The 22,631-nt window shown below is 38.3% G+C and carries 18 protein-coding genes; 11 read left to right on the forward strand and 7 right to left on the reverse strand.

What is annotated here, in order from left to right; translation table 11 throughout:
* Positions 1 to 4: 4 nt before the first annotated feature.
* The 4 genes from QUE72_RS05570 to QUE72_RS05585 form a co-directional block, all read right to left on the reverse strand.
* Positions 5 to 1,600, reverse strand: a complete 1,596-nt coding sequence (locus QUE72_RS05570) for a BamA/TamA family outer membrane protein (protein WP_286272065.1) — start codon at positions 1,598 to 1,600, stop codon at positions 5 to 7.
* A 119-nt stretch (positions 1,601 to 1,719) separates the two neighbouring features.
* On the reverse strand, positions 1,720 to 3,930 hold the full coding sequence (locus tag QUE72_RS05575) for a DUF5916 domain-containing protein (RefSeq protein ID WP_286272066.1): 2,211 nt from the start codon (positions 3,928 to 3,930) through the stop codon (positions 1,720 to 1,722).
* Positions 3,930 to 5,351 carry a sensor histidine kinase gene (locus tag QUE72_RS05580; RefSeq protein ID WP_286272067.1) on the reverse strand — a complete coding sequence of 474 codons (1,422 nt, stop codon included), beginning with the start codon at positions 5,349 to 5,351 and terminating at the stop codon, positions 3,930 to 3,932. The genes QUE72_RS05575 and QUE72_RS05580 overlap by 1 nt, the downstream gene beginning before the upstream one ends.
* On the reverse strand, positions 5,351 to 6,025 hold the full coding sequence (locus tag QUE72_RS05585; protein ID WP_286272069.1) for a response regulator transcription factor: 675 nt from the start codon (positions 6,023 to 6,025) through the stop codon (positions 5,351 to 5,353). The genes QUE72_RS05580 and QUE72_RS05585 overlap by 1 nt, the downstream gene beginning before the upstream one ends.
* Before the next feature lie 356 nt (positions 6,026 to 6,381).
* On the opposite strand from QUE72_RS05585, the gene QUE72_RS05590 reads away from it, so the two are divergent.
* Positions 6,382 to 6,741, forward strand: a complete 360-nt coding sequence (locus QUE72_RS05590; RefSeq protein WP_286272071.1) for a hypothetical protein — start codon at positions 6,382 to 6,384, stop codon at positions 6,739 to 6,741.
* A gap of 188 nt (positions 6,742 to 6,929) precedes the next feature.
* Entirely contained in the window at positions 6,930 to 8,078 is a 1,149-nt protein-coding gene (locus QUE72_RS05595) for a hypothetical protein (RefSeq protein ID WP_286272073.1), read from the forward strand.
* Positions 8,079 to 8,177: 99 nt separating this feature from the next.
* Here the strand turns inward: QUE72_RS05595 and dmeF are convergent, their stop codons facing one another.
* Positions 8,178 to 9,089 (reverse strand): CDF family Co(II)/Ni(II) efflux transporter DmeF, encoded by a 912-nt coding sequence (gene dmeF, locus QUE72_RS05600; RefSeq protein WP_286272075.1) that lies wholly within the window; start codon positions 9,087 to 9,089, stop codon positions 8,178 to 8,180.
* Positions 9,090 to 9,157: 68 nt separating this feature from the next.
* Between dmeF and QUE72_RS05605 the strand changes: the two genes are divergently transcribed.
* The 9 genes from QUE72_RS05605 to QUE72_RS05645 all read left to right on the forward strand — a co-directional run bounded on the left by QUE72_RS05605 (position 9,158) and on the right by QUE72_RS05645 (position 18,276).
* The gene (locus tag QUE72_RS05605) at positions 9,158 to 9,433 is read left to right on the forward strand and encodes a metal/formaldehyde-sensitive transcriptional repressor (RefSeq protein WP_286272076.1); all 276 of its coding nucleotides are present in this window, start codon (positions 9,158 to 9,160) and stop codon (positions 9,431 to 9,433) included.
* A gap of 164 nt (positions 9,434 to 9,597) precedes the next feature.
* A complete protein-coding gene (locus tag QUE72_RS05610) occupies positions 9,598 to 9,981 on the forward strand; it encodes a BlaI/MecI/CopY family transcriptional regulator (RefSeq protein ID WP_286272078.1) in 384 nt (127 codons plus the stop codon).
* Positions 9,982 to 9,983: 2 nt separating this feature from the next.
* Positions 9,984 to 10,964, forward strand: a complete 981-nt coding sequence (locus QUE72_RS05615) for a M56 family metallopeptidase (protein WP_286272080.1) — start codon at positions 9,984 to 9,986, stop codon at positions 10,962 to 10,964.
* A gap of 13 nt (positions 10,965 to 10,977) precedes the next feature.
* Positions 10,978 to 12,258 carry a TolC family protein gene (locus QUE72_RS05620; RefSeq protein ID WP_286272081.1) on the forward strand — a complete coding sequence of 427 codons (1,281 nt, stop codon included), beginning with the start codon at positions 10,978 to 10,980 and terminating at the stop codon, positions 12,256 to 12,258.
* Between the two features lie 8 nt (positions 12,259 to 12,266).
* Entirely contained in the window at positions 12,267 to 13,499 is a 1,233-nt protein-coding gene (locus tag QUE72_RS05625) for an efflux RND transporter periplasmic adaptor subunit (RefSeq protein ID WP_286272082.1), read from the forward strand.
* Positions 13,500 to 13,509: 10 nt separating this feature from the next.
* On the forward strand, positions 13,510 to 16,668 hold the full coding sequence (locus QUE72_RS05630; RefSeq protein WP_286272084.1) for an efflux RND transporter permease subunit: 3,159 nt from the start codon (positions 13,510 to 13,512) through the stop codon (positions 16,666 to 16,668).
* Complete coding sequence (locus QUE72_RS05635; protein ID WP_286272085.1) at positions 16,658 to 17,353, forward strand: HupE/UreJ family protein; 696 nt, start codon at positions 16,658 to 16,660, stop codon at positions 17,351 to 17,353. Before QUE72_RS05630 ends, QUE72_RS05635 begins: the two co-directional genes overlap by 11 nt.
* A gap of 25 nt (positions 17,354 to 17,378) precedes the next feature.
* Complete coding sequence (locus tag QUE72_RS05640) at positions 17,379 to 17,906, forward strand: hypothetical protein (RefSeq protein ID WP_149981324.1); 528 nt, start codon at positions 17,379 to 17,381, stop codon at positions 17,904 to 17,906.
* A gap of 37 nt (positions 17,907 to 17,943) precedes the next feature.
* A complete protein-coding gene (locus QUE72_RS05645; protein ID WP_149981323.1) occupies positions 17,944 to 18,276 on the forward strand; it encodes a DUF6488 family protein in 333 nt (110 codons plus the stop codon).
* 469 nt (positions 18,277 to 18,745) lie between these two features.
* Here the strand turns inward: QUE72_RS05645 and QUE72_RS05650 are convergent, their stop codons facing one another.
* Both QUE72_RS05650 and QUE72_RS05655 read right to left on the reverse strand, forming a co-directional pair.
* Positions 18,746 to 19,282 carry a manganese efflux pump MntP gene (locus QUE72_RS05650; protein ID WP_149981322.1) on the reverse strand — a complete coding sequence of 179 codons (537 nt, stop codon included), beginning with the start codon at positions 19,280 to 19,282 and terminating at the stop codon, positions 18,746 to 18,748.
* A gap of 139 nt (positions 19,283 to 19,421) precedes the next feature.
* Positions 19,422 to 22,622, reverse strand: coding sequence for an efflux RND transporter permease subunit (locus QUE72_RS05655; RefSeq protein WP_286272091.1), 3,201 nt, complete (start codon positions 22,620 to 22,622; stop codon positions 19,422 to 19,424).
* Positions 22,623 to 22,631 lie beyond the last annotated feature (9 nt).

The raw sequence follows: 22,631 nt of genomic DNA on the forward strand, positions 1-22,631 counted from the left end.
AACCTTAAAAAGAGTGCTTAGTAGTTATGCGAAACTCAACACCATTGACATTTTCACCATTGGTCATAGGCTTGATAATATCGATATGAATGACACGTGCTTCGCTGGTTTGAGTGGAGTAGAACCGAGCACCTATACCGATAGAAGTCATCCAAGACTCTTGGTTAAATTCGCTTTCGCTTTGACTAAAAACCTTGCCCGTATCGATAAATGCAGCACCGCCAACTTCAAGCAATTTATAAATATTGATATGTGGGTAATAGCGAGCTTCTAGTGTAAATTGCGTACTGTGATCACCTTGCTGGTATTGGAGTGGATAGCCTCGTAAACCCGACTCACCTCCTAACGCAATTGGAAGGTCTTTGTATTGATTTTTACTGATCTGACTTACATTCTTAAAATATGCTCCCCAATTTTCATTTATCTTTTGGAAATATTCATTACTAATGCTAAGCGATATTCTATTTTCGTTTTCTGCTGAGCTGTAAATCTCACCGTCAAATGACGTAGTTAGTAGCCAATAGGCATCTTTAAAAACATTAGCGCCTTTGGATAGGTTTGAACGCCAAATTATGGTAGGAGATGTATTAGTTTTACCAAGGTCAGAGCCAATATCAGAGGTGATGTGCCAACCAAGATTAAAATCTTCAATATGATTAATTAAATTAAGGTTTGTCAGTTTACGAAAGTCTTTTTGTAAATATTCGACACTTAAAAATGGGTAACTAAATTCGCGATTTTTAGGGAGAGCTGAATTAGGTTGTTCGCTCAAGCTAAAGAATTGATGTTGCTCATTGGTATAGCCAATACCAAAGCGCAAAGTATCTTCATTTGTATCATTATCAAGCCATTGCCAACTTGCGGTTGAATACCTTTGATTATGCTGAAATTGATTGGAAACTTGACCATTATTATATTGAGTATCGAGTTGTTTAAAATTATTAAAACCGATATTGAATGCGTTCGGTGTATCGAAGCTAACAAAGTTCTTCTGTAGAAATATAGCTTCAGAAGTGCCGTCATCATTACTTGTAAGTCGAATACTTGCTTCAATATTATTATTTAAATACAGGGGGAAACTGGTTTTGAATTTATATCCGCTGCGCTGATCATTAGTGAATGACTCAATTTCAGCATCAATGCCTAGGCCTAAAAAATTTCTGTCTTTAATTCCAATAGCATATTTATTTTTACCTCCCTTCCTAGAGAAGTCGATAGTGGGCATCAATGACCAATTATCCCAAGTTTCTATGCTAATTTGATTTGTTTCCTCCTGAATCGATACTTTGGCATCTTTAATGTATTTTTTGCTTCTGAGGTGGCGCTCTAGTTCTGCAATATCTTGAACATCAATGTCACATTTTTTTATAAAAAAAGCGGCTTCGTTATACAGTGCTTTTTCTTTTGTTTTTATATGAAGTAAGTTGGCCCAGCGATGTAGGAATATTGTATCTGGATCAGATAGATCGAAAATATCTTGGGTAGACAGAATTACGCGTTCTTTTTGATTACAACGATCCGTATTTTCTGTTGCGTTAAGTTCGGCTGTAACGAATGAAAATAGTATTAATGTAACGTTGTAAACAGATATGAGCTTCATTTAGCCACCTCTTTTGAGTGTGGCTTCATGTTATGCATCGAAGCTTAAGATTGGCTTATCTGAAACTGATTATCCTATCTATATAGACTTAAATTTGGGGAGTAAATGTATTGTTTAGACTAAAAATGATATCTAACCTTGGCAAAAATATTATGTGGATCTTTTGATTTAAAAGCTTCCTTGTATAGGTTTACTTTTCCAAATTTGGCTATGTCATTTTCATATTCACCGCCAAACCCATAACTTAAGTAAAATGCAGTAAGTTTACTCATGGAGAATTTATAGCGAAATTGCAAGGCATTCTCAGAAAATGAAAAGTCTTCAAGTTCAGTTAGTGTAACTGTGCTTCCTTCAAAATTAGCTTCATATTGATTCAAATGTTTCGCTTTACCTATAAAGGATTCGAACTTGATTCTTAATTCATGATTATCGGTAATATGGTAGTTTAAGCTGAGTGCTACACCTTGTTCGGTAAAATTGTATTCATCAATAATATTATTCTCATTCCAATCAATCCAGCTATCACTATTATATTGCGACAATGTTAACCCAATATGGATGTTGTCATTGAACTGCTGTTCAATGAGGGCTTCAATATTATAAAAGTTGCCAGAAAAGCCTTCTTTTCCGGCCTCTACTTGAATCCCATATTTGCCCCAATAATACTCTGGAGAGCTAATATCGAGTTCAACATTGTCAAATGCAGGGAGTAATAGAGAATTGTTTCCACGAGTGATTAGATCATCATAACCAGAACTGCCATGTTCATACGATAGTTGATACTCAAATTCACCATCAGTTACCATTTCTATACCTGTACCCAATATCAGCGGTAATTCTTCATCTTGAAAATTTGTCTTAGCTTCTAATTCAAATACCAATACAAGGTCTCTTACCGACATATTGTTGAAGTTTGGGATTTTATATTGGTATTCGTATTCAAACTGTTTTCTGTTCACTCTTTTTACATAACCAACATCATTAAGTTGTAGATCTTCACCATAGGTAAACAAACTAAATTCATGGCTATGGCGTTCATTAATCTCTGAACTTCCCATTAGCCACCACCCTAAATCACTAACAGAACTCAAACCTTGATCAATATTTGAATTTACTATGCCCAAAGTTATTTCAGTATCTTCAGTTATTGCGTATTGCAGATCCGTGGAAATAATTGTCGATTTTCGACTGATACTGGGAGTGTCTACTTGGTTGATTAAAACTCCTAGTTTACTTGCATCTAGAGAATATTGGCCCCGCAAAACCCAGAAGTCTCTACCTAGGTTGTTGCTATCAGCTTCAAGTGCTGACATGAAACCTAAATCAAGGTGATTGTGACTAAAGGTATATTTAAGTGCTAAATCTAGTTCACCAGCATAATCATCGTCATAATATGATTCCCCGCCAATTCTTGGCGTATGTACTAGTCTGAGTGTCTCTGGTCCTGATACATCAAAAATACTTTGATTTTCATTGAAAAAAGGGCGCTTTTCAGAGAAAAAACTTTCTATTGCCGAAAAATTTACGACTAGTTCATCCGATTCAACTTGACCAAAGTCCGGGTTGATTGTCGCGCTAATTAGTTGATTTTTGGTAGGCTTCCAAAATAACTCAGCGCCCAATACAGAAGAATTATCATTGCTGTCAATATCTCTGTTTAATGCGATGTAGGGATATAAATCAAAGCTAGCTTTACTATTAATGACGACACTTTCTTTAGAAAAACTTTGCAGAAAACTATTCATTTTCAAGTTAGCAGGGGTAGAAGAATAAGTCGCATTAGTTGCTTCATCAAATCGATTAACAGACATTCCGAATATATTCTGTTTTTGGATATTAAATGACATGGTATCCCAAGGTATGAAAATCTCAGCGACCCAAAATTCGTCATCATCTTTGGTTTTAAATTCCCAATTACCATCCCAATCTGCATCGAGTTCTTTATTCGTTTTATAAATCCCATCAAAATAACTTCCTTGATGGTTTACGGAAAAGACATAACTTTCTTGTTCTGAATTATCCATATCCAGCATGATCTGGATGTTGTCATTCGAAAAAAGCGTATCGTTTTCTTGTGTCCTTACTCTGAGATCATTTTGTTTAAAAGAGGTTATGCCAACGTATATTCCATTTTCCGATGCTACATATTGGCAATAAAAATTACCTTCAAATTTTAAAAGTGTTTGAGGAATAACCTGATAGTTGGATTTGAATCTAATGGACTCGCTCCATATCTCGTCATCAAGTTTTCCATCTATGAGGACTTCGTTTGCTTCGATAGCGCTGACAGAGGCTACACACAACAATACGATATAGATAAATCTGTTCATTACACAATAATGGTGAATGTAATCTTATCATCAGTACAAAGTGCTACTGAGATGTCAGCGTTAATTTTTTCACAATATGATTTTACGATAGCTAAACCTAAGCCATAGCGCTGTGTTGAAGTTCGAGATGAGTCTTTTTGCCATAGAGGTTCAAAAATCTGATTTAAATCACTTTCTTTAAGTGCCTGTTCATAGTTATTTGTAATTTCGATCAATACTTTATTATCGGGTGCACATTTCATGTCAATGCTAATAGGAGAGTTCGCTGGGCTGTAAAATAAAGCATTGTTTACCAAGTTAGACAATATGGTTTCTAGTGCTATGTCATTAGTGATAACAAGTGGGAGAGCTTCTGGTGATGAAACTAGTATTTTTCTGCCGTCTTTATTTTCACGGCTTATGATTTCTTCAAAAAGCGTGAAAATATTAATATCTGTTTTTTCTAATGCTGCATTATTACTACTTTTTTGCAAAAGCAGAATCCCATTAACGATATTTTTCAATCGTGTTGATATGTCTTGGACATCATTCGTAAAATTATCTGTAATTTGTTTTTCGTGAGGGAACTTTAACGCTACCTCGCTTAAACTAAGAAGTTCTGCAATCGGGGTCTTTAGTTCATGAGCGATATCAGATGTCACTCTTTTTTCACGTGTATATAGCGCCTGATTTTCTTCAATAAACTGGTTTACTCCTTTCGCAATTGGTATTAACTCTAAGGGCAATTCGTCAGTAGCGATTTCTCGTTTTTCAGAATTAAGATTTACTTGGCTAAGTTCAGTATTAAATTTAACAATGGGTTGAAGGGTTCTCTCTACTACGTTAAAGACTATTTTTTTCACTGCAAACACAGCGGTGATCGAGGTAATTACAAAAATAATGTCAACAAACCAAAGTATATGATTTAGTTCTTCTTTACTCAGCGCATAAGCAAACTCCATTGGTTTTTGTGTTTTCGCAAACTCTTCTCTACTAATACTTAGCTCTTCTCTTAAATCAGAATCGATTTGCGGTAAAAATTTTGTGAATAACACTCTCCCGGCACGCCCATCGGGGAGTGTAATATCTTTAAAGACGAATTCGTTTAATTTTACTGAATATTTAGGAAGGTCTTTTACCTCAAAAAATTCTAGCGTATCGGAACGTTCAAACACTTTATTGTTATACCAAAGCTGGAAATACTCAGGGTTTTCTTTGCCTTCAAACTCAGGCATGAATTCACCAGCAAACTCAAAGTCAACTTCTGTTTCATCTTCTTCAACTAAAGTTTCAAGTAGTCCGACTTTATTCTTCATTGCGCGGTCAAACTCGCTGCTAATCCAAGTGTCAACGCTGATGTCGGTAGCAAGTAAAATAGCTACTAGGAGAAGCGAAATTGAGAGTGATAAATATAGACTGAGCTTTTTCTTGATTGAATTCACTAATTGTTCTCTACAAAATATCCAAAACCACGTTTTGTTTTAATTGGCAGGTCATAACCTAGGGCCTTTACTTTTTTTCTAGCAGTTGATAGATGTGCTTCAATGGAATTTTTAGCAACAGCATCATATTGACCTGCCAAGTACTCACTTAACTTTTCAGATGAAAGAACCTTTCCTTGGTTTGAAAATAAGCACTCAACAATTTTATATTCGTTTGGTGTTAGATTCGCGTCTATGCCTGCACATTGTAGTTGCTTTAAATGAAGATCTAATGAAAGTGGGCCTAAATTAATTTTACTATCATTGATATTTAGGCTTCCTCTGCGCATTAAACACAATAAGCGAACATGAAGTTCATCAAATGAAAAAGGTTTAGTCAGGTAATCATCTGCACCATTGAGTAGTCCTTCAACTTTATCCTCTGTTAAATCTCGTGCAGATAAAATAAGAACTCGAATGTCTTTTTTGGCTTGCCTTACGGCTTTTAGAATTGAGGTGCCATCAACAGACGGTAGCATTAAGTCTAACACCAATAGTGAATAATCACCTGAAAGAGCCATGCTTAAGCCTTCAGAGCCATCACCTGTATCATCAACGGTAAAGCCAAGATTGGATAAACCCACTCTTAAGCTTCGTCTTAATGATGTTGAGTCTTCTATGATTAGAACTTTCAAAGCAGTAGGCACCTAATAATGAAAAATACAAAGTATATTATCCTCCCAATCTTAAGATTGGCTGAATTTACACTTAAGTTACCTTGATTTCCTCCTCATGATAGACAAAAGAGATTTGAAATTCACTGCGTAATCTCTCAAGGGGGCTTTTGAATAATTTCTAAACAATGTTCAATTTAGTTGCATTTTGATATTAATTAATAGAAATCAGTATTAGAGACTATATAATAGCACCATTAGCAGCGGCGAGCTGCTTGTGATCATCTGAACAAAGTGGATTCACTCGTCATAATATTCTCCTTATTTGTGTAAAGTAGAACAGCGTGGTGAGCTGTCATACTGCTAGCGGTATCAGTATGTCATTCGAAAATGAACACCATCAATCTTTGGATAATATTAAGCGACAGGCTAAAAGGCTTGCTAAAACTATAGATATTCCTCTTACCGAAGCCCAATTTTTGCTTGCAAAATACATCTATCTTGAAAACTCTTTTGGCGATATTAAAACGAAAATTAAGTGTGATGAGTCAACCGGAAGAATGTTTTTGACGAATGTATCGCCAAAATCAAATGAAGAAGTTCAATCTACATTTATAAATGAATTTGGTGACTTATTAGTATCTATCCAAAATAGCCCTATGGTTACTCTTTATAACGGCTCTGCAAGAGAGTTATTAGTGAAGGTTTTTGGTGTTTCTGCTGATAGTAAAATCTAATACTTCCATTTTTAAAAATTGTTTATTAGGATAGACACTGGTTGACTGGACAGCCTGCATCTGCCAAATGCATTAATTGCATTTTAGGGCAAAGTGGATTCATTCAGAAAATTTGTATTTACGTTAGTAGAACGAGCCTCGGCAGGTGTTCGTTTAACAACCTTTCTAACAGTGAGAGTAACGTGAGTATGCCGAACAATAATTCAACTAAAAATATCTTTCTTCAAGCGAAAAGAGCATCAAAACTTCTCGACATTCCTTTAACAAAGGCAAAAGATCTAATCGCTAATTCTATCTACCAGTGCCACAACTACGAAGATTTATTAAACAAGCTTGCTAATAATAGTCTCAAAGCTTCTGTGTATCCATTTTGTAAAGTGCATCCAAATTCTGGAATTGATGCTCAAAGTCACATTGAAAAAAACTTAGATACGATAGCTAAACGCTTTAAAAAATTCTTGAATGTATCCGTCGAGAAGATTCCTTTATTTACTCTAATTTGGAGGATATTTGGTCTCCAAAACCAATCTAGCATTAATCAAGTATTCCCACACATTTCATTAGAAAATTGGCAACTTTATCCACCGTTGTCTTCTGAAGAAAACCCTACTTCATATTATGACATCAAAATTAATAATGTCCCCTTTAGGATCTTAGCAACGAGAATTATCACGTCTTGCATGTTCACTGATAACAGCCTAAATGAACTATTGACATTAAAAAGTGAATTTTCAAAATTCAAATTCCCTCCAATAATGTGGAGTGATTGGAAACATTGGCAAGATAAAGCTTTGTTGTCTTTTAACTCTATTGGTCTAGGAAATGGACCACAACAGCCCATATTTGAAAAATTAGCAGAACCAAAATGTGATTTTCAAAAGACATTTCAAGATAGGCTTTATGAATCAATTTCTGCATTATCTGAAGAATTCGTTGGAACGAATATCCGGTATTGTGAATTTGATCAGCACATGTTTTATATCATTGGTTTTCCAATAAATAACGAAAGTAGTACGTTGGATTATCTTGATATATATCTTACAAATGAACACGTCAAAAATGGAAAATGCTTATTTAACTTTGAAGATAATCTGCTCGCGTTAGAGTTATTTGAAATCAATAAAGACGGCGAGTTTGTGGGTGATGATGATGACTATTACAAAGCCCTTTCAAGTTCTTTACAACAGTTTGAAGAAGCGATGACAAAAAATATTGTAATTGACGGGAAACAATACGAGGCGTACATGCGGCCTTGTACACTTGCTGAATATGCAATATATAAAACCTCTGCAATAACATTAATTGATGACTTACATGATGAACAAAAAGCCGGATAGGTTAAGATTTGGTTTCAATAGGAATTTAAGGCTAGCTTTTAATTTAAACCAGCCGTTTAATAACTAAATTTCCTTGAAAATATTTTCGCCAAGTGATGCTTAAACTTTATTAATTTCGACGGTTAGGTGTGAAATTTCAGTGTTACTTTTAATGATTTTTTTGAAGTCGTCAGGGTCTTTATTTGATGACGTGGCGACAGAAATGATGGCGCTAAGGTGTTTACTTGATAGCTTCCAAATGTGTAAGTCTGTGACAACGGTTTTGCCATCATCTTCTATGCTGGCTACAATCTTGTTTTTAACTGATTCATTAGCTGATTTATCAAGAAGAATGTCACTACTTTCAGTTAGCAAGTTATACGCCCATTTCATTATGATTATTGCTCCTATTATACCCATCATCGCATCAGCCCATAACCAGTTAAAATATTTGCCAGAGAAGAGCGCTACGATAGCAAAAAGAGACGTTAGAGTATCGGCAAGGACGTGAAAATAGGCTGCTTTCAAATTGTGATCATGATGATGAGTATGGTCATCATGCCCGTGATGATGGTGGTGATTATCATGGAGGAGAAACGCCGAGACTACATTCACCAGAAGTCCAATAATTGCAACCGCGATGGCTTCATCGAAACGAATTGTTTGCGGTGAAAAAAGCCGCCCGACTGATTCAATTATCATCATCAAGGCTACCGCACCTAAAGCTACAGCACTTGCGAACCCGCCTAAAGTATTAACTTTACCCACACCAAAAGAATACGCGCTGTTATTTTTGTGTTTTCTTGAGTACCAGTAAACAAAAATTGAAACAGCAAAAGCGGCGGAGTGAGTAAACATATGCCATCCGTCGGCTAGGAGCGCCATCGAGCCAAACCATACTCCAGCAACGATTTCTAGAATCATAGTTAGTGTCGTGATTGCAAAGACGATCGTCACTTTCTTTTCAGAATGTTCAGCGTTAAATGCAAAATTATGTGAATGCGCCCACTTTTCGGTTGCTTGCTCTCGCATTGATGTGTTCCTCAATAAATATCGTGTTATACTATACTCCCCTATAGTATTTGAGGCAATTGGAAATTATGGCGCACATACACGACGATAAAAATGCAATACTGGTTCGAATAAAGAAAATTCGTGGTCAAACTAATGCTATCGAGAAGGCTTTAGAAGACGGCTCTGATTGTGTTGCAGTCTTGCAGCAAGTAGCCGCAATTCGCGGTGCTGTTAACGGTTTGATGAATAAAGTACTAGAAGACCATATTAGACAGCATATAGGTCAGATTGACTTGACTAAAGAAGAGCGAGAAAGTGAAGTCGAGGCTCTGATTTCAATACTAAGCTCTTATTTAAAATAAGTATATTTATCAGAATAAATGCTCTTTGATAAAATTCCTTTTACCAAAAATATGTGTGAGTCAGATAAGTTACTATTCAAAATATGGGTCTCTGTAAAAAAAACCGATTGCCAATCGGTTTTTGTTGTGTCACCATGCTGCTAATGAAAATAAGAGTATGATTTATGCAGTTAGGTGAGTTAGAAAAGTTAGTTCTTCAGTATTTGTGGAACAAAAAAGAAGCTGATGCGAAACAAGTTCATAGTGTACTTGGCGTTACGCGCGGTATCTCGCTAAATACCATTCAAAGTACACTAGATAGATTGTTTAAGAAGGAGTTACTTAGTCGTAGTAAGCAAGGTCATGCTTATTGTTATCGCGCTAAAGTAGATCGTGAAAGCCTAATCGCGCAATTAATTGCGAATGTTACCAGTGATTTTGTTGAAGATGGTGAGAATAGTTTAATCGCAGCCTTTAGTTCTGCATCATCACAATTAGATGATAATCAACTCGATAAACTTGAAAGCCTAATCGAAGAACAAAGAAAACTTAGAAAGGGTCAACAATAACAATGATCATTGGAGATTTAGCAATTGCATTAAACTTAATGAGTGTCGCTGTGTTGGCATTTATTATTTGTATTGTATTTATCAGTGCTATCGCTAAGTTATTTATTTCGAACCTAGACAACATAACATTTACTGTGCGTAAATTATCTTTATGGCTTTTAATTACCGCCCCGTGGTGGGTTGCTACGTTATGCACTGCTTTGTTCTGGCCTCGCCAAAGTAATGGCGTTTATTTATCATGGTTAGAAGAATTTGCCCATTGGCACCATATCGATATTTTTAATTTTTTCAGTTGGCATGCAATCACGTTAATGTTTGCATCTATTTTCGTCGTTAAGATATGTACTTCGGTCATTTATCGAAAGAAAAAACAGTCTGCCTCTTTGTCTAATCTTCTCGACTTTGCACAAGACAAAAAAATACAGGGGCAAGATTGCAGCGACTATTTTACATTGTCAGTATCAACTCCTATCGCATTTACTTCAGGTTTTTTATCGCCCAAAATATACATCTCAACGGGGTTACAAGAACAAGTTAGCGAACAAGAATTAGCAATTATCTTAGAACATGAGGCTGCTCATGTGACCGCACGAGACCCTCTTTTTAAGGTGATTTTTTCGGTGTTTACTGGTTTCTTCCCGTCAAACATAAAGCGTCAACTACTAGAGAAATATACCTTATTAACTGAACAACTTGCCGACAGTAAAGTCGCCAGTCAATACGACAACCTAGATGTTGCGCAAGCCTTATTAAACGTTGCTCGTATGCAACGAAATATAACAAATCATCCTATCGGTGCGAGCATAAGCCATTTTGGCTACGATCAGACTCACACTCGTGTACAAAGCCTTATTGAGCCAATAACTTCGACTCCACGTGTTCTTCTGCTGACAACAGTAGTACTTACTATTTTTATGCCACTGCTTACCGCCTCATCCGTCGATAGCTTCCATCATTTCATTGAAACTATATTCAATCACTAATTAAGGACTAGAAATGAAATTTATGCCTCGGAAAAACACAAAGAAAAAACCGATTGCCAATCGGTTTTTTGTGGTGTTTTTACTGTTTAATTCTGTGTTGCCAGCCTTTGCTGAAGAGACGCAAGTTTCTCTTGTAACAATGGAAAATGCGGTGTCTATGACACTTGAAAATCATCCTGAACTAAAAGCGCTCTTAGCGAAAGAAGGTATATGGCAAGGTAATATAGCTCAAGCTGCTATTGGTAAACGACCTCAAATTGGTTTGATGATTGAAGACGCGATGGGGACTGGTGATCATAGCGCTTTAAAAAGTATGCAATCAACGCTTACCTACTCTTGGTTTCTTCAACAAGATCAAATAAACAGCAGAGTAAATACAGCAAAAAGCCAAGCGAGCGCAGTAAAAATAGAACAAAAAATAAAAGCATTGGACTTATCAGCGATAGTAGCCAAGCAGTTTGTTGAAATATTGGTAAAACAAGAGCGTTTGAAACTCAGCAAAATGGCAGTTACTCAAGCAAAAGAAGTCTTAGATGCTATTGCTAAAAGAGTCAAAGCTGGCAAAAGCTCCAATGTAGAGATGCAATTGGCCCAAGCTGAGCTTATTCGAAGAAATCTAGCAGTAGAAGATTTACATCATGAACTAAAAGCTAGTCATTATCAGCTTTCTTCTTACTGGGGAAAGCCAACAGCAGAGCTTAAGCTGGCTGGAGATTTATTAATTAAACCTGCCATCCCATCAGTGGAAAGCCAATTAGCCAAGCTTAAGCAAATCCCACAAATACAACAATTTATGACAGAGCAACGTATCGCTCAATCGCAAATTGAGCTTGCAAGAATCGAAGCTAAACCTCAGTGGGAATTTACTGCTGGCTTAAGAAGGTACGAAGCGAGCGATGACTTTGGGTTAGTGGCAGGAGTATCTATTCCTTGGGGCAGCGAGAATAGTAATGCGGGGACTATAGCGTCTTTGGGAGCAAAAAAAGATGTGTTGGCTAGCCAGCAAGAAGCATTAGTGCAAAAGCTTGATGCCCAGCTCTATGTACTATTGCAAGAAATGGCTCATTCCCACCATGTTATTGAAACAGTTCAATTGGAAATAATTCCAGTACTAGAAGCGGCACTAGCTGAAGCTGGGCAGGCATTTGATATTGGAAAACTTAGCTATAACCAATGGAGTGACATACGTAGAGAATTGTTAAGTGCGCAAAACCAATTACTTGATGCTTACCAGTCATTGCACCTACAACATATTGAAATTCAACGTCTAACTGGCGTTTCCCTAATTCAGTGAGAGTATCTATGAAAAATAACAACATCCTGTCGTCATTGAGTTTGGCGATTATTATCTCATTAACTGGCGCTGGTTCGCCTAATGCCGTTGCAGCTTCAACTCCAGCCGCTGAACAAGCGGAGCCAGAAAAAGGGCCTCATCGTGGTCGCATGTTACGAGAAGGCGATTTTGCGATTGAGCTATCTATTTTTGAAACAGGCGTCCCACCAGAATTCCGCGTTTGGGCTACGAATAATGGGCAAGCTATTGACCCTAAAAAAGTTAATTTAAACGTTAAATTAATCCGTCTAGGCGATGGCACTGATGATATTAACTTCAAAGCTCAAGGTGATTTCCTTCGTGGGGATATGGTTATTTACGAACCTCACTCATTTGTTGTAGCCATTGAAGCTTCGTATCAAGGTAAGCAATATAATTGGCAATATGACAACTTTGAGGGCCGAACAACCATAGAAAAAGCAGTAGCAAATGCAATGGAAATTAAAACTGAAATAGCAGGGCCTGCCACTATTCATCAAACGATTCCAGCTTATGGAAAATTAAGTTTGCCTGTGGGTGCTCACAGGAGTATCTCAGCTCGATTTGATGGTGAAATTACTAAATTGCATGTCAGTTTCGGTGACACGGTTAAAAAAGGTCAAACATTGTTTACCGTAGAAAGTAATGAAAGCCTTAAACCCTATACCATCAAAGCGCCTACAAATGGTTTTGTTAGTGAGCTTTTCGCCAATGCTGGTGAACAAACCAATGGCCGTACTTTACTGACAATATCAGACTTAAGTCGCCATATTGCGAAATTGGCGGTTTACCCGTCAGATTATTCCAAAGTTAATTTAGGCACACCAGTAACCCTAAATGTTGAAGGTAATACGGGATCAATCACTGGCAAAATTTCATTTATTGAGCCTGTCGTTAGAGATGATCAAGCGAAAATAGTTTGGGTTGAACTAGCTGATGGAAATCTTGCTGAAGGAAGCTTTGTTAAAGCAACGATTGAGATTTCGACAATAGATGTACCACTAGCAGTTAAGCGGGTTGGCTTGCAAGGATTTCGAGATTTCACGGTTGTCTACGCAAAAGTTGGTGAGCAATATGAAGTACGTATGCTGGAGCTAGGCAGAGCTGGAGGTGAATGGATTGAAGTTCTCGGTGGGTTGAAAACGGGAACGGAATACGTGACAGACAATAGCTATATCTTAAAAGCCGACATTGAAAAGTCTGGCGCATCACATGACCACTAGGAGCGTTTAAATGTTGGAATCAATTTTACGCTTTTCAATAAAAAGCAAATTCCTTGTGATGGTAATGGTATTGGCAGTATCTGGGCTTGGTGTATGGAGTTTTACGAAGTTACCGATTGACGCTGTACCTGATATCACCAATGTACAAGTGATGATCAATACTGAAGCGGCTGGTTTTACGCCTTTAGAAGTTGAGCAAAGGGTAACCTTTCCGTTAGAAACGGCATTGTCAGGTTTACCGGGCTTAACCTATACCCGTTCAGTTTCTCGATATGGTCTTTCACAAGTCGTGGCAATATTCAGTGATGATACCGATGTCTATTTTGCTCGTCAGCTTGTCAATGAGCGTTTGTCTGCGGCTCGTGCCGAATTACCGCAGGGTTTAGAACCTCAGCTTGGACCTATTGCGACAGGTCTCGGTGAAATTTTTATGTTCACTGTTGATGCTAAACCTGAAGCTACTCATGCGGATGGTTCGCCCATTACGCCAATGGATTTGAGAACCGTTCATGACTGGACAATTAGACCGCAATTGATGCGAGTTCCCGGTGTGGTAGAAGTAAACCCAATCGGTGGTTTTGAGCGTGAAATACTGGTCGCCTTTAAACCTGAGAAGCTACTTGCTTTTGGGCTTTCACAAGCCGATGTGGTTGATGCTATAGCGCAAAACAATCAAAACCAAGGCGCAGGCTTTATAGAACAAAATGGAGCGCAATGGCTGCTGAGATTACCCGGTCAAGTTGCGGATATGGAAGCTATTGGCAATATACCTCTCAAATCGTTTGATGGTTCATCTATATATATTAAGGATGTGGCTGATATAGAGAACGGTAAAGGGTTAAGAACGGGCGCAGCTACACAAAATGGTCGTGAAGTTGTCATGAGTACTGTCTTCATGCTGATTGGTGAGAACAGTCGAACAGTCGCTTTCGCGGTTGGTGAAAAGCTAAAAGAAATAAATGCCACGCTTCCAGAAGGTATGGTTGCAAAGGCTGTCTATGATCGCACCAAATTAGTTGATAAAACCTTAGAAACTGTACAGTTAAACCTTGCTGAAGGGGCTATTTTAGTCATTGTCGTACTCTTTGTTCTATTGGGTAATTTCAGAGCTGCATTTTTAACCGCGTTAGTGATCCCTTTTTCCATGTTAATGACTGTTACAGGAATGGTGCAAACAAAGGTTAGTGCGAATCTAATGAGCTTAGGTGCGCTGGATTTTGGCTTATTAGTTGATGGGGCCATTATTATTGTCGAAAACTGTCTTCGTAGGTTGAGCCAAGCAGGTAACACTCCATTACCATTAAAAGTGCGTATGGAGTTAGTTTATGACGCGACAAAGGAAGTAATACGTCCAGCATTATTTGGTGTGTTTATTATCACCGCAGTATATCTGCCAATTTTCGCTCTTGAGGGTGTTGAAGGTAAAATGTTCCACCCGATGGCTATCACTGTAGTTATCGCACTACTTAGTGCAATGGTGTTGTCTGTCACCTTCGTACCAGCAATGATTGCCTTGTTATTTATAAAGCCTGTGAAAGAAAAGCACAGTCCTGTCATCCGTGGTGCTGTTGTACTTTATAAACCCGCATTAAAATGGGTGTTACAGGCACGATGGTTTGTGGTCATTGTCGCGACATTATTGGTAGGTTTATCTGGATATCAAGCTACTAAGTTAGGTAGTGAATTTGCGCCCAACTTAGATGAAGGCGACATTGCCATGCATGCGTTGCGTATACCCGGAACCTCTCTAACACAGGCAATCGCGCTTCAAGAATCCTTAGAAGATAAAATTAAGCAAATGCCAGAGGTTGAGCGTGTCTTTACCAAGATAGGCACGGCTGATGTCGCAACAGACGCGGTTCCGCCAAGTGTTGCTGATAATTTTATTATCCTCAAACCTCGTGAGTTATGGCCTGACCCTAATAAACCCAAAGCACAAATCGTTGAAGAGTTAGCTGCTCTTGTTGAAGTTATTCCGGGCAACCGCTATGAATTCTTACAACCTATACAAATGCGCTTTAATGAACTATTAGCAGGAGTTCGAGCTGAGCTAGCCATTAAGGTATTTGGCGATGATTTCGAGACGTTAAACACGCTAGGTGATGAAATAGGTGCCGTTATCACTCAAGTCGATGGTGCAGCAGATATACAAATAGAGCAAACGACTGGTTTGCCTATGCTTAGCCTCGTGCCAATTCGTGAAAAACTGATGCAACTTGGTATTAGTATTGGGCAAGTACAATCTCAAGTGGCTACCGCTATGGGAGGCACAGTTGCTGGTAAGTTTTATCAAGGAGATATGCGTTCCGATATTGTAGTTCGCCTAGCGGAATCAAAGCGTAATAATATTGATGAACTTGCTTATTTACCTATTACTTTGCCTGACGGACATTCAGTGCCATTACAAGAGTTAGTTCAAATTGAATTGGTTACTGGTGCTAATCAAATTAACCGTGAAAACGGAAAACGTAGAATTGTAGTAACAGCCAATGTTCGAGGTAGAGATCTGGGGAGTTTTGTTTCCGATATTCAATCTGTGATTGACGAAAACATTGAAATCCCTACTGGTTATTGGGTGGAATACGGTGGCACTTATCAGAAGCTGCAATCTGCATCTAAGCGACTAAGTATCGTGGTGCCTGTCACATTAATCATGATCATTGGATTACTGATACTCGCTCTTAGCTCGTTTAAAGATGCAATGATTATATTCACAGGTGTCCCTTTAGCACTTACAGGGGGGATCGCTGCCCTGTTATTACGTGATATTCCATTTTCAATCTCGGCTGCGGTTGGTTTTATAGCCTTATCAGGTATCGCGATCTTAAACGGTTTAGTTATGGTTTCTTTCATCAGAGAGTTACGCAAAGGTGGGATACCGCTAGATGAAGCGATATTTGATGGTGCGCTGACTCGTCTTCGTCCTGTATTAACAACGGCATTGGTAGCATCATTAGGTTTCATTCCTATGGCGCTAAACACAGGAATTGGCTCAGAAGTGCAGCGCCCATTAGCAACAGTGGTGATTGGCGGAATAATTTCGTCAACGTTATTAACCTTGTTTGTTATTCCTGCCTTATATCGCATAGCACATAAGAATAAGCCACATAAAGAAAAGGAGTCACTTTTGACTGACGTTGAGGTTTTGGAGTCAAAAGATGCCAAATAACATGATTAAAATATTAACTTATTTGACTATTACACTATTAGCACTTGTTAGCATCGAAGCTTTTGCTCATGGTGTTGACGATAAAACTAGAGTGTTTTTAGAGCAGAATACAGGTGTGCAGTTTATCCCATTTTTATACATAGGCGCTAAGCATATGATTACGGGGTACGATCACCTGCTATTTCTAGTAGGCGTGATTTTCTTTTTATATCGCAGCCGTGACGTACTCTCGTACGTCACCATGTTTACTATTGGACACAGTGCAACCTTATTATTTGGTGTGCTGAGTGACATACAAGTTAATGCTTATTTAATTGACGCAATTATCGGTTTCTCGGTGATATATAAGGGGTTCGATAATTTAGGCGGCTTTAAACGTTGTTTTAATTGGCAACCCAGTACTCAATGGGCTGTGTTGATTTTTGGACTGTTTCATGGATTTGGTTTGGCAACAAAATTACAAGAGTTCCAATTACCAGAAGATGGTCTTATTACCAACTTAATTGCCTTTAATTTGGGGGTTGAGTTAGGCCAGTTTTGTGCTCTAGCTATTATCCTGATCGTTATAAATGCATGGCGAAAGCTACCATCATTCCAACGCTTTTCAACATTGACTAACACTGCATTAATGAGCGCTGGTGTTATGTTGATGGGACTGCAATTAACAGGTTATTTCACCATTTAATAAATTAAAAAGATAAGAGAAATATATGCAACATACAGTAAGTAGTAAGACATTGATTAAAGCGAGTGTATCAGCAGTTTTCGTTGCGGCTATCGCTATAGTCACGCTCATATTGCCAGCCGAATATAATATTGACCCAACAGGTGTTGGTGAAAAGCTTGGATTAACTATTTTAGCGACAGCAGGTGATGAACAACAATCAGTAGCTGATCCAATTGCCAATAAAGGGAGTGATGAGTTCCAAGCAATTGAAGTAACTGTACCTGCGGGACGCGGCATTGAATACAAGTTTTTCATGAAGCAACATGAAAAAATGACCTATGAGTGGTTAACAGACGGTGAGCCTTTGTACTTTGACCTACATGGTGAGCCTGAAGGAGACACAACTGGCTACTTTGAAAGCTATACCATTGCTACTAGTAATGAAATGAAGGGCAGCTATACAACGCCTTTCACTGGCTCACATGGTTGGTATTGGAAAAATAAGACCGATAACGCTATCGGTATACAGCTTATGGTAAAAGGCCAATACGAAGTGATTGGTCTGAAATAATAATTATTTCTTATTTATATAAACTCTGGAGAATGAAATGAACAAAATAATATCGATTATTGCACTATGTACGGCTTTACTAAGCTTAAATGTATATGCACACAGCGATCATGGAGTGATCAGTGGCCAAAAAGCGCTAGTTATTGCAGCAACAGCGATAAACAAAATGACCTTTAAAGATGTTGGTTTTTCCATTGGTAAGCTTGATGATACATGGAAGAGCTTAGAAAAATCGCAGTTTACAATTTCGAGTGTTGAAGATAGCTATTATGTGGTTAGTGCTAATAATCCTAAAAGTGATAAGAAAATCTATTTTAAAATAGCCAAGAATGGTGAAGTATTGGCAGCAAATAACCACAACAATTTCTAATCAAATTTGCTACTGTAGCAAGGTGGAAGTTTCCAAAAAAGGTTCCTTAGTTAATTTGGAAACTTCACAAATTTTTAAGCTATTAACAGTATAATTCTGCTACTTTCTTCTCAGAGAACCACTCATATAAAACAAGTAATATAAATAACGTTTACAGTGTTATCGTTATCAAATCACCAACAATAACACTGGCAAGCTGTCGCTGACTTTCAGCGCCAACATTGTTAGATATTAAACCTTGAAAATAAACCTAGCGTAAAAGTTATTACGGTCATTAATACTGGCCTCAATCTAGAGGTTGCGTCCTCAAAAATTGCACTAGATGAGTCAAAACTATCTATGAAATGTTGGTTAATACCTTTGGGGGAATGGAGCTGTAAATGCCCTCCTATTCGAGAAGGGCAAGTTATTGCTTTAGCAAATAAACGATTTAAATTCTTATGTGTAGTGTCAAGTAAAAATACCGGGATTACAGTAACACCTTAAAAGCAATAAGTATTAGTACAATGCCACCTAGTAGCTCTGCCTTACTTTCAAGTAAGGTTCCACTTTTAGAGCCAATATATATACCCAGCCAACTTAAAGCAAAGGTGGTAAAACCGATAGTCAAACAAGCGGTCAGAACATTAACGTCCATTAAGGTTATTACGTAACCTGCGGCCATCGCATCAATGCTTGTTGCAATAGCCAATGTGAGTAAAACGCGGTGAGTGATTTGAGATATGTCTTCTTCAATACCTTCTGCAAATGATTCATAAATCATTTTACCACCGACGCAGAATAACAGTATAAATGCTATCCAAGGCGCATAATCGTCTACCCATGAAGATACGCCTTTGCCACTAAAATAACCAAATAATGGCATGACACATTGAAAAAAGCCAAAGTAAAATGCAGCTTTTAAAGCTAGTTTATTTAAATTAGTTGGTTGTTTAGCACCTAAGCCAACAGACACAGCGAAGGCATCCATACTTAAGGCTAGAGCAAGAATTAAAACGTCAAGCACTTAGTTTTCCTCAAATCTTTACTATCGTCTTTCAAGTTAATATGTTGTGGTTTAGTGATTTTGGCCACTACAGTTAAGATTGTAATCCCACACAAAACGTCACTTAAGTGTGAGATATTCGTTCATTATAAAAATTTTTCTATCTAGATAATTCTTTTATTTTCTTCCTAGAAAACCAACTGTATAAAACAGGCAGCACAAATAATGTTAATAAGGTTGCCGTAATTAATCCTCCGACAATAACACTTGCTAAAGGACGTTGTATTTCAGCACCAACACCGCTAGACATTAACATTGGGATTAAGCCCAATGCTGAAGTGATAGCCGTCATTAATACGGGTCTTAATCTAGAGGTTGCGCCATCAAAAACGGCTTTGGAGGTTTCTAACCCACCTTTAATACGTTGATTGATGCTTTCTACCATCACCACACCATTTAAAACTGCAACGCCGAATAAGGTAATGAACCCCACTGAGCTAGGCACTGATAAGTATTGGTTTGATAAATACAGAGAAAATACACCACCAATCACAGCAAGAGGTACATTAACTAGTATCAACATAGCCTGACCAACGGAACCAAAGGCAAAGTAAAGCAATAGTGCTATTAACCCTAATGATAAAGGAACCACTATGGCTAACCTTTTTTGTGCACGCTGCTGGCTTTCAAATTGTCCACCAATAGAAATAGAATAACCGGAGGGCAAATCAACCTTTTTAGCTATTATCTGTTTGATATCAGCTACAACACTACCCATATCTCGATTTTGGACGTTTGCTTGAATAACCACTCGCCTTTGTACGTCATCGCGCCTGACTTGCGGTGGACCAGACTCAAATGAAACGGATGCAACATCACCTAAGCGCACCCAAGCCCCAGTTGGTGATTGAAGTCGAATATCTGAGATAGATTCTTTGTTTCGACGATATTCTTCTTCCAAACGTACATAAATATCGTAGCGTTCATTGCCGTTAATAACTTGCCCTGCCTCGACGCCACCAATGCCGTCGCGCACAACCTCCATTACGTCGATAACGGACAGGCCAAATCGTGACAATTCTTGTCTATTAGGCTTGATCACTAATTGAGCTTCACCAGCAATTTGTTCTAAAGCGACATCTCTAGCACCTTCAACTTCTTTAATTGCAGCTTCAATTTCCTGACCTTTATTGGCTAACACATCAAGCTCTGGTCCAAATAGCTTGATTGCTAATTGCGCTTTTACACCTGATAATAATTCATCAACACGAGTGGCAATGGGCTGAGAAAAGTTAAGTAGCAACCCCGGAAACTCTTCCAGTGACCTTTCCATTTTAGCTTGAAGTTCATATCGATTAGAAGCGCTTGTCCACTCAGAAACTGGTTTTAATCCTATATAAATTTCTATGTTGTTCACAGGCTCTGGATCTCCACCTATTTCAGCTCGTCCAATTCTGCTCAGGGCATAAGTTACTTCAGGAAAGGTCATTAATTTTTCTTCTAGAATTGGAGCAACAGTAAGTGCTGTATCTAAACTAGAAGAAGGAGCGAGGGTTGCTCTTAAATTAATCGTCCCTTCCTCTAGCTCAGGAACAAATTCAGTGCCAATAAATGGCACTAATGCAAATGCAGAGATAACTAAAATAAGTGAAGCTGAAATGACTAACTTCGTGCGTTTTAGTGCGAAAGTAAGCCCTTTTCTGTAAAGTTTGTCTAAAGGTTTTAGTACGAAACTTTCTTTTTCTTTTACACCAGTTTTAAACAGATAAGTAGCCAGAGCAGGCACAACAAACAAGGCCACCATGATGGCAGATACGACCGCTAAGATGATACTGATTGCCATAGGTTGAAAGAGTTTTGCTTCTACCCCTTCGAAGCTAAATAATGGCGTAAATACCACTAAGATAATAGACGCTGCAAAAAATACCGGACGAGCGACTTCTTTGCCTGCTTCCTTGAGACGCAATTCAATACCGTGATCATCATGCTCAACATCGTGTGGGTCTGTATCAGAGGCAGGAACGCTAGCGTGAACACTGTCTGAGTGAGTTGAATCTGGCTTATTTAAATGTTTAAACATGTTTTCAACCATCACCACCGAACCATCGACCAACATACCAATAGCCACAGCAATTCCACCCAGTGACATAAGGTTGGCAGAAATTCCCCACCACGCCATGATCATCAAAGCAATGCCAATTGAGATAGGAATTGAAATTAAAACCAAAAAGGTTGCCCGTAGGTTCATTAAGAAAAGCGCCAGTACAATACAGATGAAAACAAAAGCTAATGCTAGTGCTTCAACGACGGTATTAACTGCTTTCTCAATTAAATCAGCTTGATCATAGAAGGGTTCAAAGCGAACGCCTTTTGGAAGCGCTTGATTAATGAGTGGTATTCTTGCATTGATTCCATCAATGGTGGCCTTAGTGTTTGACCCCATCCGCTTCAATACAATACCTGAAACCACTTCACCTAGATCCTCGACTTTGCCCTCTGCTGTTTTGCGAGTCATGGTAACAGCGCCTTGTCGAATTTCGCTGCCCATTCCAACTTTTGCTATGTCAGATACAGTTATTACTGTCCCATCGAAGGTTTTTACTGGTACTTGCTTGATATTACCGATGCCAGCATCTCCACTTTCAAACCACCCCGTACCTCGAATGACCAGTTGTTCTTGGCCTCGATTCATATACCAGCCGCCAACATTGGCATTATTGCTATCTAGGGCAGTGACGACATCTTCTTGGGTTAGGTCGTATTCAAGAAGTTTTGAAGGATCAATGTTTACTTGGTATTGCCTAACGTTGCCTCCAAAAGACAGAACGTCAGTAACACCATCGACGGGCATGATAAGTAGTTTGACAATCCAATCATTGAGACTTCTAAGTGCCATCGCGTCAAAACCAGCGTCTTTATCTGATATCAATAAATATTGAAATACTTGACCTAACCCAGAGGTGTTCGGTCCCATATTCGGTGTACCAACACCTTCTGGGATCAATTCTTTTGCCGCTTGAAGTCGTTCAAAGACAAGTTGCCTAGCAAAGTAAATATCGGTGCCTTCTTTAAAAACGACAGTGACACCAGATAAACCTGTTTTAGAAATCGAACGTACTTGCTCAACATCAGGCAAGGCATACATCACAGCTTCTATCGGATAAGTAATAAGTTGTTCAACTTCTTCCGCTGCCAATCCGGGCGCTTCAGTATTCACGGCAACCTGAACGTTAGTGACATCAGGGAAGGCATCCAAATTTAACTTTGGAATAACCATTATTGCACCAACAATAGAGGCAAAAAGAGCGATTAAGATAAGGAGTCGGTTGTTTACGGACCAATCAATAATTTTATTAAACATTGTATTTCT

This window comes from Thalassotalea hakodatensis (genome assembly GCF_030295995.1).
GTDB lineage: Bacteria > Pseudomonadota > Gammaproteobacteria > Enterobacterales > Alteromonadaceae > Thalassotalea_C > Thalassotalea_C hakodatensis.